A 15,411-nucleotide genomic window follows, 5' to 3' on the forward strand; every position below is an offset into this window, starting at 1 on the left:
CACAAGACCCCCGCCCGACCGCCGGAAGGCACCCCGTGTCATCAGCGACTCCCGCTGCCGCCGCCCCCGACACCGTCCTGGTCGTCGACTTCGGCGCGCAGTACGCCCAGCTCATCGCCCGCCGTGTCCGCGAGGCGCGGGTCTACAGCGAGATCGTCCCGAGTTCCATGCCGGTCGACGAGATGCTCGCCAAGAACCCGGCGGCCATCATCCTCTCCGGCGGCCCCTCGTCCGTGTACGAGCCGGGCGCGCCGACCCTCGACCGCTCCCTGTTCGAGGCCGGCGTCCCGGTCTTCGGCATGTGCTACGGCTTCCAGCTGATGGCGCAGACCCTCGGCGGCACGGTCGACAACTCCGGCGCCCGTGAGTACGGCCGTACGGAGCTGCACGTCTCCAAGACCTCCTCCACCCTCTTCGAGGGCACCCCCGCCGAGCAGGCCGTGTGGATGTCGCACGGCGACGCCTGCTCGGCCGCCCCCGAGGGCTTCGCCGTCACCGGCTCCACCGACGTCGTCCCGGTCGCCGCCTTCGAGAACGACGAGAAGAAGCTCTACGGCGTCCAGTACCACCCCGAGGTGATGCACTCCACGCACGGGCAGCAGGTGCTGGAGCACTTCCTGTACCGGGGCGCGGGCCTCACCCCGTCCTGGACCACGGGCAACGTCATCGAGGAGCAGGTCGAGGCCATCCGCGAGCAGGTCGGCGACAAGCGCGCCATCTGCGGCCTGTCCGGCGGTGTGGACTCCGCCGTCGCCGCCGCCCTCGTGCAGAAGGCCATCGGCTCCCAGCTGACCTGCGTCTACGTCGACCACGGCCTGATGCGCAAGGGCGAGACCGAGCAGGTCGAGAAGGACTTCGTCGCCGCGACCGGCGTGCAGCTGAAGGTCGTGGACGCCGAGGAGCGGTTCCTGAAGGCGCTGGCCGGGGTCTCCGACCCCGAGGAGAAGCGGAAGATCATCGGCCGGGAGTTCATCCGGGTCTTCGAGCAGGCCCAGGCCGAGATCATCGCCGATGAGGGCCCGGCCGTGGAGTTCCTCGTCCAGGGCACCCTCTACCCGGACGTCGTCGAGTCCGGCGGCGGCACCGGCACCGCCAACATCAAGTCCCACCACAACGTCGGCGGGCTCCCCGAGGACCTCGAGTTCAAGCTCATCGAGCCGCTGCGCAAGCTGTTCAAGGACGAGGTCCGGATGGTCGGCCAGGAGCTGGGCCTGCCGGACGAGATCGTCCAGCGCCAGCCCTTCCCGGGCCCGGGTCTCGGCATCCGCATCGTCGGCGAGGTCACCAAGGAGCGGCTCGACCTGCTCCGCGAGGCCGACGCCATCGCCCGCGAGGAGCTGACCGCGGCCGGCCTCGACCGCGACATCTGGCAGTGCCCCGTGGTGCTGCTCGCGGACGTCCGCTCCGTCGGCGTCCAGGGCGACGGCCGCACCTACGGCCACCCGATCGTGCTGCGGCCGGTCTCCTCCGAGGACGCCATGACCGCCGACTGGTCGCGACTGCCGTACGACGTGCTCTCCAGGATCTCGACCCGCATCACCAACGAGGTCAAGGACGTCAACCGCGTCGTCCTCGACGTGACCTCCAAGCCGCCGGGCACCATCGAGTGGGAGTGACCGCGCGACCCCCTAGGCGCGCTTGACGGTGCGCAGGGGTTTCCCGGGCTGCCAGACCTGGACGACGAGATACGCGTCGTCCTCCACGGAGGTCCGCACGACCTCCGTCAGCTCGGTTCGGAAGAGGTGGAACGGCTCCGGCGGTTCCACCTCTTTCACGTACCGGGCCCGCGTCGCGGCGTCCTCGACCTCGATCGCCCGACCGCCGATGCGTACGTCCCCGCCGCCCATCCCGGTCCCCTCCCCCGGGTTCGCCTGGAGCGCGAAGCGCGGGTCGCGGCGCAGATCGAGCGCCTTCACCGAGCCCGGCATCATGCCGAGCCACAGCTCGCCGTCCAGGAAGCGCACCTCCAGACCGGTGGTGCGCGGCGAGCCGTCCCTGCGGAGGGTGGCGAGGACATGGTGGGTGTACGCGCCGAAGCGCGCCTCGACGGTGGCGGCGAGCGCCGGCTCGGCGTCGGCGAAGCGGGACCAGGGAGCCGGAGGTCCGGGCGTCGGGGTGGTCGGCGCGGTGCTGTCGGTCATAGGGCGAGTGTGGACGCGAAAGGCGACACCCTGTGTCCGGTATCGCGCGCGGCTCGGCACCGGTTCGCCCGGCCGGGTCAACACGGCGGGGGCGCGTGTCACCCGCGCCGGGCAGTGCGGGCGGGGGCAGCGGGCGCGCAGGGGCGCGGGTACGGCACAATTCGCTTTCGTCCCACGGGACTTAGGGCGCGTGCCGCGGTCGGCGCGGTGGCCGCCCGGACGGTGTCGTGCGGACGTGGTGCGGGTGTCGTTGCTGGGTTCCACCGCGGTGCACGCGGGGTGTCGCAGGGGTCGGGGAAGGCGGGCGTCGGGCGTGGCGGTGCAGGAGGCGAGACACACGGGCGGCTCGGGAGCGGGCGCCCGCGAGACGGCGCACGCGGGCGGCTGCACCTGCGGGGACTGCCCGCACGGCGCCCGGGAGGGGCACCGCAGGGCGGTGGCGGCGTTCCTGTCGCGGCGGGACGCGTTCGCGGCCGGGGAAGGGCTGCCGGCCGCGGTGGCCCACTCGGCCTCCGCCTCCCGGCAGTGGGTCTCGGAGGAGCTGGCCCAGTCGGCGCGGGCCGTCGCCGAACGCGGCCGTGCCGAGGGCGAGGCGTGGCTCGCCGGCCTCGGCCGCCGTACGGCCGTCGCGGTGTGGGCCGCGGTCGTGCTGCTGCTCCTCGCCCAGGCGCTCACCGCCGTCGGCGGCGGCTGGACGGCGGCGCGCACCGCGGGGCTCGCGGCGGCGCTGGTGGTGGCCGGCGCGCTGACGGCGGCGTCGTGGTTCCACCGGGCGCGCGGCGGTGCGCTGGCCCCGGTGATCGGCGAGGACAACCGCCTGTCGACGTCCCGGGCGGTGGCCGCGGCCTGGGTGCTCTTCGTGGCCTACGCGGTGCTCGTCCTGGCCGGACAGCTGGCGCTGGCTTCGGGCCCCGACCGGCGGGACGACCTGGTCTCCGGGCTCGGACTCGCCCGCGGGGCCGGTGCGGTGACGGTGCTCGCCGTGGTGTGCGGCATCGCGGTCCTGGTGCGGCGGGTCGTCGGAGTGCGGGTGCTGGGTCAACGGCTCCAGAAGGTGCGGGCGGACCGGCCGCGCGCCGGTGACCTCCTGACGGACGACGCCGGGCGCGGCACCTTCGCCGACATCCAGTACGTCGTGATCAGCGCCGTCGCCCTGGTCTTCGCCGCGGTGCGACTGGCCCGGCGCCCGGACCAGCTGCCCGACCTGCCGTGGGGGCTGGCGGTCGTGGTGCTGGTGTCGGCGGCGACCTATGTGGCCGGCAAGTACGCGGAGGGCGGGCGGCCGGTGATCCTCTCCGTGGTCCGTGCCCGTGAGGCGGGCGACCTGGACGCGCCGATCCGCACCGGCGACGACATCGAGATCCGCGGCGCCGGCTTCGTACCGCCGGGCGCCCAGCGCGCGGACCGCCTGTCCCGGATGGTCGTCCGCATCGGCGCGGTCAACGTCCACGTGCCCCTGGTCCCGGTCACCGGCGGCTTCAGCAACCCCACGGACGACGTGCTCACCGTCCCCGTCCCGGCGGACGTGGAGCCGGGCCGGGTGGACGTCCAGGTGGTCACGAGCGCGGGCGTGGAGACCAACCGGTACGCGATCGACGTGACGGACTGACCGGCGCGGACGCCGGAGTGGGGCGCCGGGCGGGCCTAGCGGTAGCCGTCGCCCGTCCCCCGGTGCCGTCGGGAGCGCAGGACGGCGTCCACGGACAGCAGCGGGGCGCCGGCCAGGACGAGGGGGATCCAGGCCATGAGGTAGGCGAGGTCGTTCCCGTAGTAGTACGGGTCGGCGGCCCAGCTGACGGTCAGCCAGAGGCTGAGCGAGATCAGGGCGCCGCCGAGCGCGGCCAGTCGCGTCAGCAGTCCGATCAGCGTGCCGATGCCGACGGCCAGCTCACCCAGGGCGATGGCGTACCCGAACCCGGAAGGGCTCTTCAGCGCCAGGTCCACCAGGGCGGGGACGGCGGAGGAGTCGCGGACCGCCCGCATCATGTCGCCGACGGAGCCGGCGCCCGAGTCCTTCATGAAGGCGCTGTCGGTGAGCTTGTCGAGGCCGGCGTAGACGAAGGTGACGCCGAGGAAGATCCGCAGCGGCAGGAGGGCGTAGCGGGCGGCCTGCTCCCGCCGGCCTCCGCCGTCCCCCGGACGTGAGGTGTACGCATCCGTCCGCATGCCGTGAGTCATCACTGCCAGCCGCCTCTCGCCCGCACGTGCCGAGACCCCCTCACCGTCCATACGTACGACGCGAAGGCTCCGCTCAATCCTCCCTCCGCCGGTTTCTTCCTGTCGGTTTCGACAGCTTGCCGGGACGGTGCCGCAGCTTGCCGGGACGGTGCCGCGCCGGGACGGTGGCCGTCAGCCGGGCAGGTCGGCCCGCGGCTCGTCCGGGTGCGCCCGCGCGGTCCCACGGCGCCGGTGCACGGACCGGGCCAGGACGCCGACCGCCCCCGCGGTGCACAGACCGCCCACGACGAGGGGGACGGCGACGAACCACGGAGTCTCCCAGAGGCCGCCCGCGTCACCCGCGTAGACGGCACCCGTCGCGGCCAGGAAGAGGCCGGCGATCAGCCGTCCGGGCTGGAACCTATGACGCAGCACGGCTCACCTCCGCCTGTCCGACGCCGACCTGGAGGTCGAGGTCGAGTGTGCCGCCGTCCTCGCCGCCGCCGGCGGTGGGGGCCAGGGTGACCTCCTTGTGCTTGCCCGGTGCCACGTCCACGTCCTTCTGGTCGTCGCCGGGCAGCTGGATGTCGCCCACGCCCACTTCGACGCTCAGCCGCACGGTGACCTCCGGTGGCACCACGACGCGTATCCGGCCCATCCCCACGTCCGCCCTGGTGGTCACGGTCTGTCCCTCGGCCAGGTCCAGCCGGGACAGGTCCAGGGTGCCGCTGCCGGCTCCGATCTCGTACTGCTCCAGCACGCCGGCCGCGGTCCTGGGCTCCCAGGTCGTCCGGACCCAGTCGGTACCGACGTCCTTGGGCAGGGCGGCCGAGCCGGCCAGCAGGGCGGCCGTGACGATCGCGAGGAAGACGGAGCCGGCGCCGGTGCGCCCCAGGAAGGCGCTGACCGCGATGCCGACGCCGAAGACGGCGAGCGCGCAGGCCAGGCCCGTCTGCAGGCTGGTACCGAGCGGGTGCGCGTCCCAGGTGAGGCGGGTGCCGAGGAACCCCGCGAGCACGGCGAGCAGGAAGACCCAGCCGCCGATGCCGCGGGGGCCGCGCGGGCGCGGGGCCGCGGGACGCCGGTCGGCGCCGGGGGCGCGGTCGCCGGGGACACCGCGGCCGATGTTGACGGCGGCCGCGATGTCCCGGTCCTCGGAGTCGAGCGGGCCCCACAGATATCCCGTGCCGCCGACGTGTCTGCCGTCCTTGTCCAGGGGCCCGCGCCACCAGGAGGGCCAGGTGAACATGATCGGCGGGGCCTGGGCCTCGGGAGGCGCGTCGGCGACGGCCTGAGCGGCGAGGGGGTCGGGGGCGGGCGTCCGCCGGTGCCGGGACCAGTACCCGGCGCCGGCGAGGACGAGGGACAGCACCACGGCGAAGGTCAGCACCCCGCCGTTGTTGAGCATCGTCAGGAAGACACCGCAGCCGACCAGGGCGAACAGCACGGCCGCCAGCGCCTGGCCGTCGACGCGGCCGGTCAGCAGCTTGCGCAGCTCGTTCTCCTCCTCGTCGTCGTACGGGACGAAGAGCCAGGCGAACCCGTAGAAAATGAGGCCGATGCCGCCCGTCGCGGAGAGCACCGCGAGAGTGATCCGGAAGATCACCGGGTCCATGTCGCACTGCCGCCCGAGACCGGCGCAGACGCCACCGAAGGTCTTGTACCGGCGGTCGCGCCGGAACCTGTGGGGCGGCCCCGGGTCGTCACCGTCCGCGGCGGCCCCCGGGCCGGACATGACGCCCGTGGCGAAGCCCGGGCCGCCGGCGGTACCCGTGGCATCCGCGGCGGGCGCGGCACCTTGCGGCCCGGTGCCCCGCTCGGGGCGCGGGCCGGGGCCGGGTCCCGGACCCGTCGCGGCGTGCTCGTGATCTGTCATGGGTCCATGGTGACGGGCGCGGCGCCGTGGCGGCAGTCGGTTCGACCCTGGTCGGACCCTGATATCGGCCCTGAGCCGAGCCGGGGGAGCGTGCGACGGGCGCCCCGCCCGAAGATCAGGGGACTCTAGGGGCCGACCCTGATGCTGCGGCTCCCACGACCGTGTGACCATCGGTGTCATGCCGGAAGCCGCAGCAGCGCCCCTCGTCGAACCGCGGCCGCCGCGCAAGCTCTACCGCAGCAGCGACGGTCGCTGGCTGGGCGGGGTGGCGCGGGGGCTCGCCGGGCATCTCGGGCTGCCCGTCATCTGGGTGCGGTTCGCCTTCGTCGGCCTGTTCATGGCCGACGGGCTCGGCGCGCTGCTGTACGCGGCCTTCTGGTTCTTCGTGCCGCTGGGCGTCGGCGGCGTCGACGCCCAGAAGCCGCCGTCCCTCGTCACCTCGGAGACCTCACCGGACGGCCGCCGCAGACTCGTCGCCCGCAAGCCGGACAAGGGCCAGATCGTCGCCCTGCTCCTCATGGTCGTCGTGGCCCTGGTCTTCGTGGGCAACGTCGACCTCGGCGGCGGGGCCAGGGCGTACCTGTGGCCGACCGTCCTCGTCGCCGCCGGCGTCGCCCTCGTCTGGCGCCAGGCGGACAACGCCCGCCGGGCCCGCTGGGCCGAGGTGGGACGCCACCGGCGGACGGTCACCCTGCTGCGCTCGGTGGCGGGCGTCCTGCTGGTCACGGCCGGCGTCACCGGCATCTTCGTCCTGCAGGGCTCCGCGGCCCACCTCGGTTCGCTGCTCCAGGCGGCGCTCGCCGTCCTCGTCGGCATCACGCTCCTGGCCGGCCCCTATCTGGTCCGCATGACCCAGGACCTGTCCGAGGAGCGGCTGATGCGCATCCGCGCCCAGGAGCGGGCCGAGGTCGCCGCCCACGTCCACGACTCGGTGCTGCACACCCTGACCCTGATCCAGCGCAACGCGGAGAACGCGGGGGAGGTGCGCCGCCTGGCCCGCGCCCAGGAGCGCGACCTGCGTGCCTGGCTGTACAAGCCGGAGGGCAACGGCAAGGACGAGGACGACGAGCCCACCACCCTCGCCGAGGCCGTCAGGCGCAACGCGGCCGAGGTGGAGGACAAGCACGGCGTCCCCATCGAGGTGGTGGTCGTCGGCGACTGCCCGCTCGACGAGCGGATCGGGGCACAGATGCAGGCCGGACGCGAGGCCATGGTGAACGCCGCCAAGTACGGTGGCGAGGGCGGCGCCGTACAGGTCTACGCCGAAGTCGAGGGCAAGACGGTCTTCGTGTCCGTCAGGGACCGCGGCCCCGGCTTCGACCTCGACTCGATACCCGCCGACCGCATGGGCGTCAGAGAATCGATCATCGGCCGCATGGAGCGCAACGGCGGCACGGCGCGGCTGCGCGCGGTGCCGGGCGGCGGCACGGAGGTCGAGCTGGAGATGGAGAGGGCGGAGAAAACGTCATGAGCGACCCGACCGAGGCGAACGGAACGGCGGGAGCGGGAGAGGTGGCGGAGCCCGCACCGCCGGCGGGCGCGGGGGAGCGCCGTGTGCGCGTGGTGCTCGTCGACGACCACCGCATGTTCCGCACCGGCGTCCAGGCCGAGATCGGCCAGACCGCGGTGACCGGGGTCGAGGTCGTCGGCGAGGCCGCCGACGTCGACCAGGCCGTCACGGTCATCACCGCGACCCGGCCCGAGGTGGTGCTCCTCGACGTCCACCTCCCCGGAGGCGGCGGCGTGGAGGTCCTCCGTCGCTGCGCCCCGCTGATGAGCGACGCCGAGCGGCCCGTCCGCTTCCTCGCCCTCTCCGTCTCGGACGCGGCGGAGGACGTGATCGGCGTGATCCGGGGCGGTGCCCGGGGCTATGTGACCAAGACGATCACCGGTACGGATCTGGTCGATTCGGTCTTCCGCGTCCAGGAGGGCGACGCGGTCTTCTCGCCGCGCCTGGCCGGGTTCGTCCTCGACGCCTTCGCCTCCACCGACGCCCCGCCGGTCGACGAGGACCTCGACCGCCTCACCCAGCGCGAGCGCGAGGTGCTGCGCCTGATCGCCCGCGGCTACGCGTACAAGGAGATCGCCAAGCAGCTGTACATCTCGGTGAAGACGGTCGAGTCCCATGTCTCGGCGGTGCTGCGCAAGCTCCAGCTCTCCAACCGGCACGAGCTGACGCGGTGGGCGACGGCCCGGCGGCTGGTCTGACCGCCGTTCCGGCGTCACACCACCCGCGTGGCGCCCGCGAAGGGCATCTGGTCCACGGGCGCCACGCGCACCGGGGCCGAGGGGTTGGGGGCGTGGATCATCTTGCCGTCGCCGATGTAGAGGCCGACGTGGCTGATGCCGGAGTAGAAGAAGACCAGGTCGCCGGGGAGCAGTTCGGAACGGGCGACGCGGCGGCCGGCGTCGATCTGGGCGTAGGTCGTGCGGGGCAGGGAGACGCCCGCGGCGCGGTAGGCGGCCTGGGTGAGGCCCGAGCAGTCGAAGGCGTCGGGCCCGGTCGCGCCCCACACGTAGGGGCTGCCGAGTTTCTGGCGGGCGTAGGCGATGGCCGCCGCCGCGCGGGAATCGGGTGCCCGGCCCGTGGCGGGGAGGCCGTCGCGGGGGCCGGAGGAGGAGCGGGAGGCACGGTCTGCGGTGCCGCCGCCGGTGTCCTCGGCGAGGCGGGCGCGCTCCTCCCGGGTCAGCCGGGACAGCAGGCGGCGGGCCGCCTCCAGCTTGTCGGTGATCGTCTTGCGGTGACGTTTCAGCTCCGCCCGGCGGGACGTCAGCGACGCGACCTCGACGCGTGCGGCGCCGCGCAGCTGCTCCACCTCCCGCAGTTCCTTGCGGAAGCGGCCCACGGCGGCCTGCTGCCGGCTGCCCGCCCGCTCGACCAGGGCGGCGCCCTCGAGATAGCGGTCGGGGTCGGAGGAGAGCGCGAGCCGCAGCGCCGGGTCGAGGCCCCCGCTCCGGTACTGCGCCGCGGCGACCGAACCCAGGGCCTCGCGTGCCGAGTTCAGCCGGTCCTCCTTGCGGGCCGCCTCGTCCCGCAGGTCCTCCAGACGCCGCTCGGCGGCCCGCGCCTTCTCCTTCGCGCCGTTGTACTTCTCGGTGGCGACCTCGGCCTCACGGTAGAGCTTGTCCACCGTGACCTCGACCTGGGCCGGTGTCGGCGCCGGGTCGGCGTGGCCGGTGCCGCCCAGGCCGGTCGCGGTGGCGGCGCCCGCGAGGGTGACGGTGACCACCCCACGGGCCGCCCCGCCGCCCGTCCTGCGCTGTCGCGGTCTGCGGTGCGCTCCCACCTGCGATCCACGTCCTTCCCTGCGACTCGGTTCGGTCCGGCACGGCTGGGCCTGCCTGGGGGAGGACGCTAGGCGCGAAGGTAACGAGCCGGTGACGGCTTGTGCGGAACTGTCGGTACCGGGCCGACGAGTGACCGTACGTGACCGGACTCCCGTCCTGCGGCCGCCGTCTTCACGCTGGGTGATGACCGAAGCGCCGGAACAGGGACGGAAGGGAGCGGGGAGGTGTTATGGGACCCCTGACGGGACGCGGACTCACGCCGGGGCACGGCCGGGCGGACCGTGGACGGACCGGGCCGGTGTCCCAGGGGGCCCGGACCCCTGATTAGGCTCCGGCCTCATGGACGTACTCATCCACGTTTTCGTCGGTCTGCACATCATCGGCATCGCCTCGCTCCTGGGAGGCTTCCTGACCCAGATGAAGGCCATGGGCCAGGGCACGGCCCGTTTCGTCCCCGCGATGCTGCACGGCGCGCTGACGATGCTGGTCACCGGCGTCGTCCTGGTCGGTCTCAACCAGGCCGACGACCAGTCCGTCGACAACATCAAGATCGGCGTGAAGCTCGCCCTGCTGATCGTGATCCTCGGCCTGGTCTACGTGAAGCGCGACGACGAGAAGGTGGAGAAGCCGCTGTTCGGCCTGGTGGGCCTGCTGACCGTGGCCAACGTCTTCATCGCCGTGCTGTGGACCTGACGGCTCCCGAGCCCGAGCCCGAGCCCGCCGACCGCAGCCCGGCCCGCGCCTGGACGACCGCCCCCGCCGCGACCGCCAGCCACGCGACCACCGCCACCCACAACAGGGCCTGACCGGGCGCGTCCAGCCACGGCACCTCCACGGCGGCGGCGACGGACAGCGTCGCCGCCGCCGTCATGCCGAGCGGGAAGACCGTCGACCAGCGGCGCACGTCGTAGCGGAGCCGCGGCCACGCGATCTCGGCGGCCAGCAGGACGGCGTACCAGGCCAGGTCCAGCACGAGCAGGAAGACGGTCACGTCGTGCAGCACGGCCTGGTCGTCCGCGTTCCACAGGTACATGCCCGTCCCGGCCGCGGCGAGCAGCTTGGCCCCGGCCAGGGCCGAGATGGCGAGCGCGCCGCCCGCCACCCAGTGGTCGCCGGAGCCCCGGGCCACCTGCCGGAGATCGAAGCGGAACAGCGCGATCAGGTAGAGCACGATGCCCGACCAGAACGGGATCAGGGACGCGTGCGCCAGCCAGGGCGTCGAGGTGGCCGCCGCAAGCGTGGCACCGAGCACGGCGAGCCCCTCCGTCGCCACGCACCCCAGGAAGACCGCCCCGGGCATCCGGCGCCCCCAGTGCTGCACGACCAGGAAGAGCAGCCCCGGCCACAGCACGGCCGCCAGCGCCAGCAGCGCCGCCGCCAGGGTCGTCCAGCCGAGCAGCGAGAAGCGGGTGCCGAGCACCGTCGTGGCGGCCACGGCGGTGAGCGCGCCCGGCGTTCCCGCCCGCGTCACCCACTGCGCGCGCTCGACCAGCAGCAGATAGACGAAGTTCGCCGCCAGGGTCAGCCAGGCGGCGCAGGCCAGGACCAGGGCGATCCGGGACAGGACCTCGTGGCCGGTGAGATGCAGGCCGACCGACAGGATGCCGGTCGCCATCACCGCGGCCCCGGCCGCCGGCGGGCGCTGCGCCCACCAGGCGCGCAGGGGGTAAGGGGAGGTGGGTGAGGCGGGCGAGGCGGGCGAGGTGGGGGAGGCGCCGGATGACATGCAGCCGATGCTAGAGAGCCTTGCGGGTCAGGCCGGGCGCACCACGCTGTGGATCGACCCCTCGCCGTCGTAGTAGATCGACTCCTCACGGACGTACGCGCCCGGCTTCGGGGCGTGGATCATCATGCCGTTGCCGATGTAGAGGCCGACGTGGCTGAGGTCGTCGTAGAAGAAGACCAGGTCACCGGGTTGCGCCTGGGAGACGGAGACGGTCGTGCCGGCGTTCACCTGGTCGTAGGTGGTGCGCGGCAGGGACACGTCCGCGGCCTTCCAGGCGGCCTGGGTCAGGCCCGAGCAGTCGTAGGAGCCGGGGCCGGTGGCGCCCCAGACGTACGGCTTGCCGATCTGGGCGCGGGCGAAGGCCAGTGCCTTCTCCGCCTTGGTGCCGTACGAGGCGTCCGGCGCGGAGGGCTCGGTCGTGCCGGTGCCGGTGTCCGTGCCGGTCCCCGACCCGGCGCCGCTCTCCTGCCGGGCGGCCTCCTCCCGCTCCCGCTCCTGCCGTTCGCGCTCCGCGGCCTCCTGCTGCTTCGCCAGCTCGGCGGCCTTGCGGGCGGCCTCCTGCTGCTTCTTCTTCTCGATCGCCGCCAGCCGCGCCTTCTCCTCGGCGGTCAGCTCCGAGAGCAGCTCGCGGGCGGTGGCGAGCTTCTTCTGGACGGTGGCCTTGGCGGTCTTCAGGTCCTTCTGCGACTCGGTGAGCGTCTCGAGGCTCTCGGTGGCCTCCCGGCGCTTCTTCATCGTCTCGGACTGCTGGGTCACGTAGTCGTCGACCGCGTCCTTCTGGCGGCCGGTGAGCCGGCTCATCAGCTGGTTCTGGTCGAAGTAGTCCTGCGGCGAGTCCGCGAGCAGGAAGGTCGCGGTCTCCGGGATCGCGGCCCCCGTGCGGTACTGGGCGGAGGCGAAGGACCCCAGCTCCTCGCGCGCCTCGTTGAGCTTCTGGGTGCGCTGGGCGACGTCGTCGAGGAGGCGGTCGACGCGCTTGCGCTGCTTGGCGGTCTTCTCCTTGGCCGCGTTGTACTTCTCGGTCGCCGAGCCCGCCTGCCGGTAGAGGTCGTCGACCTTCTTCTCGACCTCTTCGAGGCTCGGCCTGCCGTCGTCCGACGGCGTGGCGTCGGCCGTCTGGGACAGCAGGGCCACGGAGGTGAGGGCCGCGGTGGCGAGGGCGGGGGTCCGTATGCCTGCGACGCGCGTGCCCGTGGGGCGCGGCTTGCGGTGCGACGCCAAGGAGGCGACTCCTTCCGAAGATCCGCCTACCGGGTTGGCGGTGGGGGTCCCCCCAGGTCTTTCGGGCCCTGGGGGAGGGTTCGGGCGGAGTGGGTCTGGAAGGGTTGCCCTACGGCTCGACCGCCCCGTGGAGGGCGGTGTGTGCCGATTCACCCCAAGGTTCTCGGTTGGGTCCCCGGCTCCGGGTGCCGTGCGGGCACGCCGGACTCGGCGGAGGCCGCGCGGCCGGCGAGGTTCGCCGGAAGGGGTCGTGCGGCCTGCCCGCACCGTAGCCAACTCGTGTGGCGGCTGTGAAGGTTGGTGGGTGATATGCCCGATACATTTTCGTGACCTTCGGTGGGAGGGTCACTCTGGTGTGCCGGACCGTCGCGGCGTGTGTCCGAGGCGGGGCCCGGGGGAGTGATCGCGGCCGATTTCCGGGGCGGGGACCGGTTGTCGGTGCGGCGCCCTAGACTCGGAGAGCGATGAGCAGCCTCTTTGACGACAGCTTCCTGGCGAGCCTCCAGACCCCCCGTGGTCACGAGGAGGAACCCCCGCCGCCGCCCGAGGACGAGCACGGACCGGAGCCGGTCCCGCACGATCTGTTCGGCGGGAAGTTCGACGTGCCCCCGGACCGGGACGCGTACTACCGGGACGGCGCCCCGCGCCCCGCCCTGGACCCGGCCGCGCTCCTGGAGGGGCTGAACGAGAACCAGCGCGCCGCCGTCGTCCACTCCGGCTCCCCGCTGCTCATCGTGGCCGGTGCCGGTTCCGGCAAGACCCGGGTGCTCACCCACCGCATCGCCCATCTGCTGGCCGAGCGCGGCGTCCACCCCGGCCAGATCCTGGCGATCACCTTCACCAACAAGGCCGCGGGCGAGATGAAGGAGCGCGTCGAGCAACTCGTCGGCCCGCGGGCCAACGCGATGTGGGTGATGACCTTCCACAGCGCCTGCGTCCGCATCCTGCGCCGCGAGTCGAAGCGGCTCGGCTTCACCTCCTCCTTCTCGATCTACGACGCCGCCGACTCCAAGCGCCTGATGGCCCTGGTCTGCCGCGACCTCGACCTGGACCCCAAGCGCTTCCCGCCCAAGTCCTTCAGCGCCAAGATCAGCAACCTGAAGAACGAGCTGATCGACGAGGAGGACTTCGCCGCCCAGGCCGCCGACGGCTTCGAGAAGACCCTCGCCCAGGCGTACGCGCTCTACCAGTCGCGGCTGCGCGAGGCCAACGCCCTCGACTTCGACGACCTGATCATGACGACGGTCAACCTGCTCCGCGCCTTCCCGGACGTCGCCGAGCACTACCGCCGCCGCTTCCGGCACGTCCTGGTCGACGAGTACCAGGACACCAACCACGCCCAGTACGCCCTGGTGCGCGAGCTGGTCGGCGGGGCGTCGGAGCACCCCGTCGACGTGCCGCCCGAGGCCGAGGTGCCGCCCGCCGAGCTGTGCGTGGTGGGCGACGCCGACCAGTCGATCTACGCCTTCCGCGGCGCCACCATCCGCAACATCCTCCAGTTCGAGGAGGACTACCCGGACGCGACCACGATCCTGCTGGAGCAGAACTACCGCTCCACCCAGACGATCCTCAGCGCCGCCAACGCGGTCATCGAGCGCAACGAGTCCCGTCGCCCCAAGAACCTCTGGACCAACCAGGGCAGCGGCGCGCGGATCACCGGGTACGTCGCCGACACCGAGCACGACGAGGCCCAGTTCGTCGCCGACGAGATAGACCGCCTCACGGACGCGGGCGAGGCGAAGGCCGGCGACGTCGCCGTCTTCTACCGCACCAACGCGCAGTCCCGTGTCTTCGAAGAGGTCTTCATCCGCGTCGGCCTGCCCTACAAGGTCGTCGGCGGGGTCCGCTTCTACGAGCGCAAGGAGGTCCGGGACGTCCTGGCCTACCTGCGGGTGCTGGCCAACCCGGAGGACTCGGTGCCGCTGCGCCGCATCCTCAACGTCCCCAAGCGCGGCATCGGCGACCGCGCCGAGGCGATGATCGACGCCCTCGCCCAGCGCGAGAAGATCAGCTTCCCGCAGGCGCTCAGGCGCGTCGACGAGGCGTACGGCATGGCCGCGCGCTCCGCCAACGCGGTCAAGCGGTTCAACACGCTCATGGAGGACCTGCGCACCGTCGTCGAGTCCGGCGCCGGACCGGCCACCGTGCTGGAGGCGATCCTCGAACGCACCGGGTACCTCGCGGAGCTGCAGTCCTCCACCGACCCGCAGGACGAGACCCGCATCGAGAACCTCCAGGAACTCGCTGCCGTCGCCCTGGAGTTCGAGCAGGAGCAGGCGGAGGGCGAGGAGTCCGGGACCCTGGCCGACTTCCTGGAGAAGGTCGCCCTGGTCGCCGACTCCGACCAGATCCCGGACGAGGAGGACGGCGACGGCGTCGTCACCCTGATGACCCTGCACACCGCCAAGGGCCTGGAGTTCCCGGTCGTCTTCCTCACCGGCATGGAGGACGGCGTCTTCCCGCACATGCGGGCCCTCGGCCAGACCAAGGAGCTGGAGGAGGAGCGGCGCCTGGCCTACGTCGGCATCACCCGCGCCCGTGAGCGGCTGTACCTGACCCGGTCCACGCTGCGCAGCGCCTGGGGTCAGCCGTCGTACAACCCGCCCTCCCGCTTCCTGGAGGAGATCCCCGCGCCCCACCTGGAGTGGAAGCGCACCGGGGCCAACGGGCCCGCCTCCTCCGCACCGGTCTCGGCGGTGGCCGCCTCGCTGTCGTCGTCGCGTTCCCGCTCGTCGGCGTCGGGCGCGTCGGGCTTCGCCACCCGCCGGTCCGCGGCCGACCAGCCGACGGTGTCGCTGGCGGTGGGCGACCGCGTCACGCACGACCAGTTCGGGCTCGGCACGGTGGTCGGGGTCAAGGGCACCGGGGCCAACGCGGAAGCGACGATCGACTTCGGCGACACCAAGCCGAAGCGGCTGCTGCTGCGGTACGCGCCGGTGGAGAAGCTCTGACGGCGCGACGGGGACGGTAGGGCCCGGGGCACGGTTCGGCCCCGGGTTCAG

General features: G+C 73.1%; 13 protein-coding genes. 6 read left to right on the top strand and 7 right to left on the bottom strand.

All coding sequences use genetic code 11. From position 1 onward, the window contains the following. Positions 1 to 35: 35 nt before the first annotated feature. Positions 36 to 1,616, top strand: coding sequence for a glutamine-hydrolyzing GMP synthase (guaA, locus tag ACFZP7_RS21395; protein WP_019329570.1), 1,581 nt, complete (start codon positions 36 to 38; stop codon positions 1,614 to 1,616). Between the two features lie 12 nt (positions 1,617 to 1,628). Here the strand turns inward: guaA and ACFZP7_RS21400 are convergent, their stop codons facing one another. Next, positions 1,629 to 2,141 (bottom strand): pyridoxamine 5'-phosphate oxidase family protein, encoded by a 513-nt coding sequence (locus ACFZP7_RS21400; RefSeq protein WP_385635250.1) that lies wholly within the window; start codon positions 2,139 to 2,141, stop codon positions 1,629 to 1,631. A gap of 313 nt (positions 2,142 to 2,454) precedes the next feature. Between ACFZP7_RS21400 and ACFZP7_RS21405 the strand changes: the two genes are divergently transcribed. Further along, complete coding sequence (locus tag ACFZP7_RS21405) at positions 2,455 to 3,750, top strand: hypothetical protein (RefSeq protein WP_062130226.1); 1,296 nt, start codon at positions 2,455 to 2,457, stop codon at positions 3,748 to 3,750. A 35-nt stretch (positions 3,751 to 3,785) separates the two neighbouring features. Here ACFZP7_RS21405 and ACFZP7_RS21410 read toward each other — a convergent pair whose 3' ends face one another. From ACFZP7_RS21410 to ACFZP7_RS21420, 3 genes are all read right to left on the bottom strand, one after another. After that, a complete protein-coding gene (locus tag ACFZP7_RS21410) occupies positions 3,786 to 4,319 on the bottom strand; it encodes a DoxX family protein (protein ID WP_199807743.1) in 534 nt (177 codons plus the stop codon). Between the two features lie 171 nt (positions 4,320 to 4,490). Further along, positions 4,491 to 4,733 (bottom strand): hypothetical protein, encoded by a 243-nt coding sequence (locus ACFZP7_RS21415; RefSeq protein WP_030976143.1) that lies wholly within the window; start codon positions 4,731 to 4,733, stop codon positions 4,491 to 4,493. Beyond that, on the bottom strand, positions 4,720 to 6,174 hold the full coding sequence (locus tag ACFZP7_RS21420; RefSeq protein WP_385635253.1) for a PspC domain-containing protein: 1,455 nt from the start codon (positions 6,172 to 6,174) through the stop codon (positions 4,720 to 4,722). Before ACFZP7_RS21420 ends, ACFZP7_RS21415 begins: the two co-directional genes overlap by 14 nt. A gap of 178 nt (positions 6,175 to 6,352) precedes the next feature. Between ACFZP7_RS21420 and ACFZP7_RS21425 the strand changes: the two genes are divergently transcribed. Together ACFZP7_RS21425 and ACFZP7_RS21430 are read left to right on the top strand one after the other, a co-directional pair. Beyond that, a complete protein-coding gene (locus tag ACFZP7_RS21425; protein ID WP_029394249.1) occupies positions 6,353 to 7,645 on the top strand; it encodes an ATP-binding protein in 1,293 nt (430 codons plus the stop codon). Continuing rightward, a complete protein-coding gene (locus ACFZP7_RS21430) occupies positions 7,642 to 8,382 on the top strand; it encodes a response regulator transcription factor (RefSeq protein ID WP_019329563.1) in 741 nt (246 codons plus the stop codon). The genes ACFZP7_RS21425 and ACFZP7_RS21430 overlap by 4 nt, the downstream gene beginning before the upstream one ends. A gap of 14 nt (positions 8,383 to 8,396) precedes the next feature. Here the strand turns inward: ACFZP7_RS21430 and ACFZP7_RS21435 are convergent, their stop codons facing one another. Next, positions 8,397 to 9,461 carry an NlpC/P60 family protein gene (locus ACFZP7_RS21435; RefSeq protein WP_385635255.1) on the bottom strand — a complete coding sequence of 355 codons (1,065 nt, stop codon included), beginning with the start codon at positions 9,459 to 9,461 and terminating at the stop codon, positions 8,397 to 8,399. Between the two features lie 340 nt (positions 9,462 to 9,801). On the opposite strand from ACFZP7_RS21435, the gene ACFZP7_RS21440 reads away from it, so the two are divergent. Continuing rightward, a complete protein-coding gene (locus ACFZP7_RS21440) occupies positions 9,802 to 10,155 on the top strand; it encodes a hypothetical protein (RefSeq protein ID WP_019329561.1) in 354 nt (117 codons plus the stop codon). Here ACFZP7_RS21440 and ACFZP7_RS21445 read toward each other — a convergent pair. Then, entirely contained in the window at positions 10,133 to 11,188 is a 1,056-nt protein-coding gene (locus ACFZP7_RS21445; protein WP_385635257.1) for a tellurite resistance/C4-dicarboxylate transporter family protein, read from the bottom strand. The two genes, ACFZP7_RS21440 and ACFZP7_RS21445, sit on opposite strands and share 23 nt — an antisense overlap. 27 nt (positions 11,189 to 11,215) lie before the next feature. Continuing rightward, entirely contained in the window at positions 11,216 to 12,409 is a 1,194-nt protein-coding gene (locus ACFZP7_RS21450) for an NlpC/P60 family protein (RefSeq protein WP_385635259.1), read from the bottom strand. 464 nt (positions 12,410 to 12,873) lie between these two features. Here ACFZP7_RS21450 and pcrA point away from each other — a divergent pair, with 464 nt between their 5' ends. Next, positions 12,874 to 15,360 carry a DNA helicase PcrA gene (gene pcrA / locus ACFZP7_RS21455; RefSeq protein WP_019329558.1) on the top strand — a complete coding sequence of 829 codons (2,487 nt, stop codon included), beginning with the start codon at positions 12,874 to 12,876 and terminating at the stop codon, positions 15,358 to 15,360. Positions 15,361 to 15,411 lie beyond the last annotated feature (51 nt).

Source organism: Streptomyces sp. SudanB5_2050 (genome assembly GCF_964272335.1).
GTDB lineage: Bacteria > Actinomycetota > Actinomycetes > Streptomycetales > Streptomycetaceae > Streptomyces > Streptomyces rochei.

Excerpts from the sequence above, each read along its gene's own strand:
- ACFZP7_RS21400 (WP_385635250.1), bottom strand. The coding sequence starts at position 2,141 with ATGACCGACAGCACCGCGCCGACCACCCCGACGCCCGGACCTCCGGCT.
- ACFZP7_RS21410 (WP_199807743.1), bottom strand. The coding sequence starts at position 4,319 with ATGACTCACGGCATGCGGACGGATGCGTACACCTCACGTCCGGGGGAC.
- ACFZP7_RS21420 (WP_385635253.1), bottom strand. The coding sequence starts at position 6,174 with ATGACAGATCACGAGCACGCCGCGACGGGTCCGGGACCCGGCCCCGGC.
- ACFZP7_RS21425 (WP_029394249.1), top strand. The coding sequence starts at position 6,353 with ATGCCGGAAGCCGCAGCAGCGCCCCTCGTCGAACCGCGGCCGCCGCGC.
- ACFZP7_RS21430 (WP_019329563.1), top strand. The coding sequence starts at position 7,642 with ATGAGCGACCCGACCGAGGCGAACGGAACGGCGGGAGCGGGAGAGGTG.
- ACFZP7_RS21440 (WP_019329561.1), top strand. The coding sequence starts at position 9,802 with ATGGACGTACTCATCCACGTTTTCGTCGGTCTGCACATCATCGGCATC.
- ACFZP7_RS21445 (WP_385635257.1), bottom strand. The coding sequence starts at position 11,188 with ATGTCATCCGGCGCCTCCCCCACCTCGCCCGCCTCGCCCGCCTCACCC.
- pcrA (WP_019329558.1), top strand. The coding sequence starts at position 12,874 with ATGAGCAGCCTCTTTGACGACAGCTTCCTGGCGAGCCTCCAGACCCCC.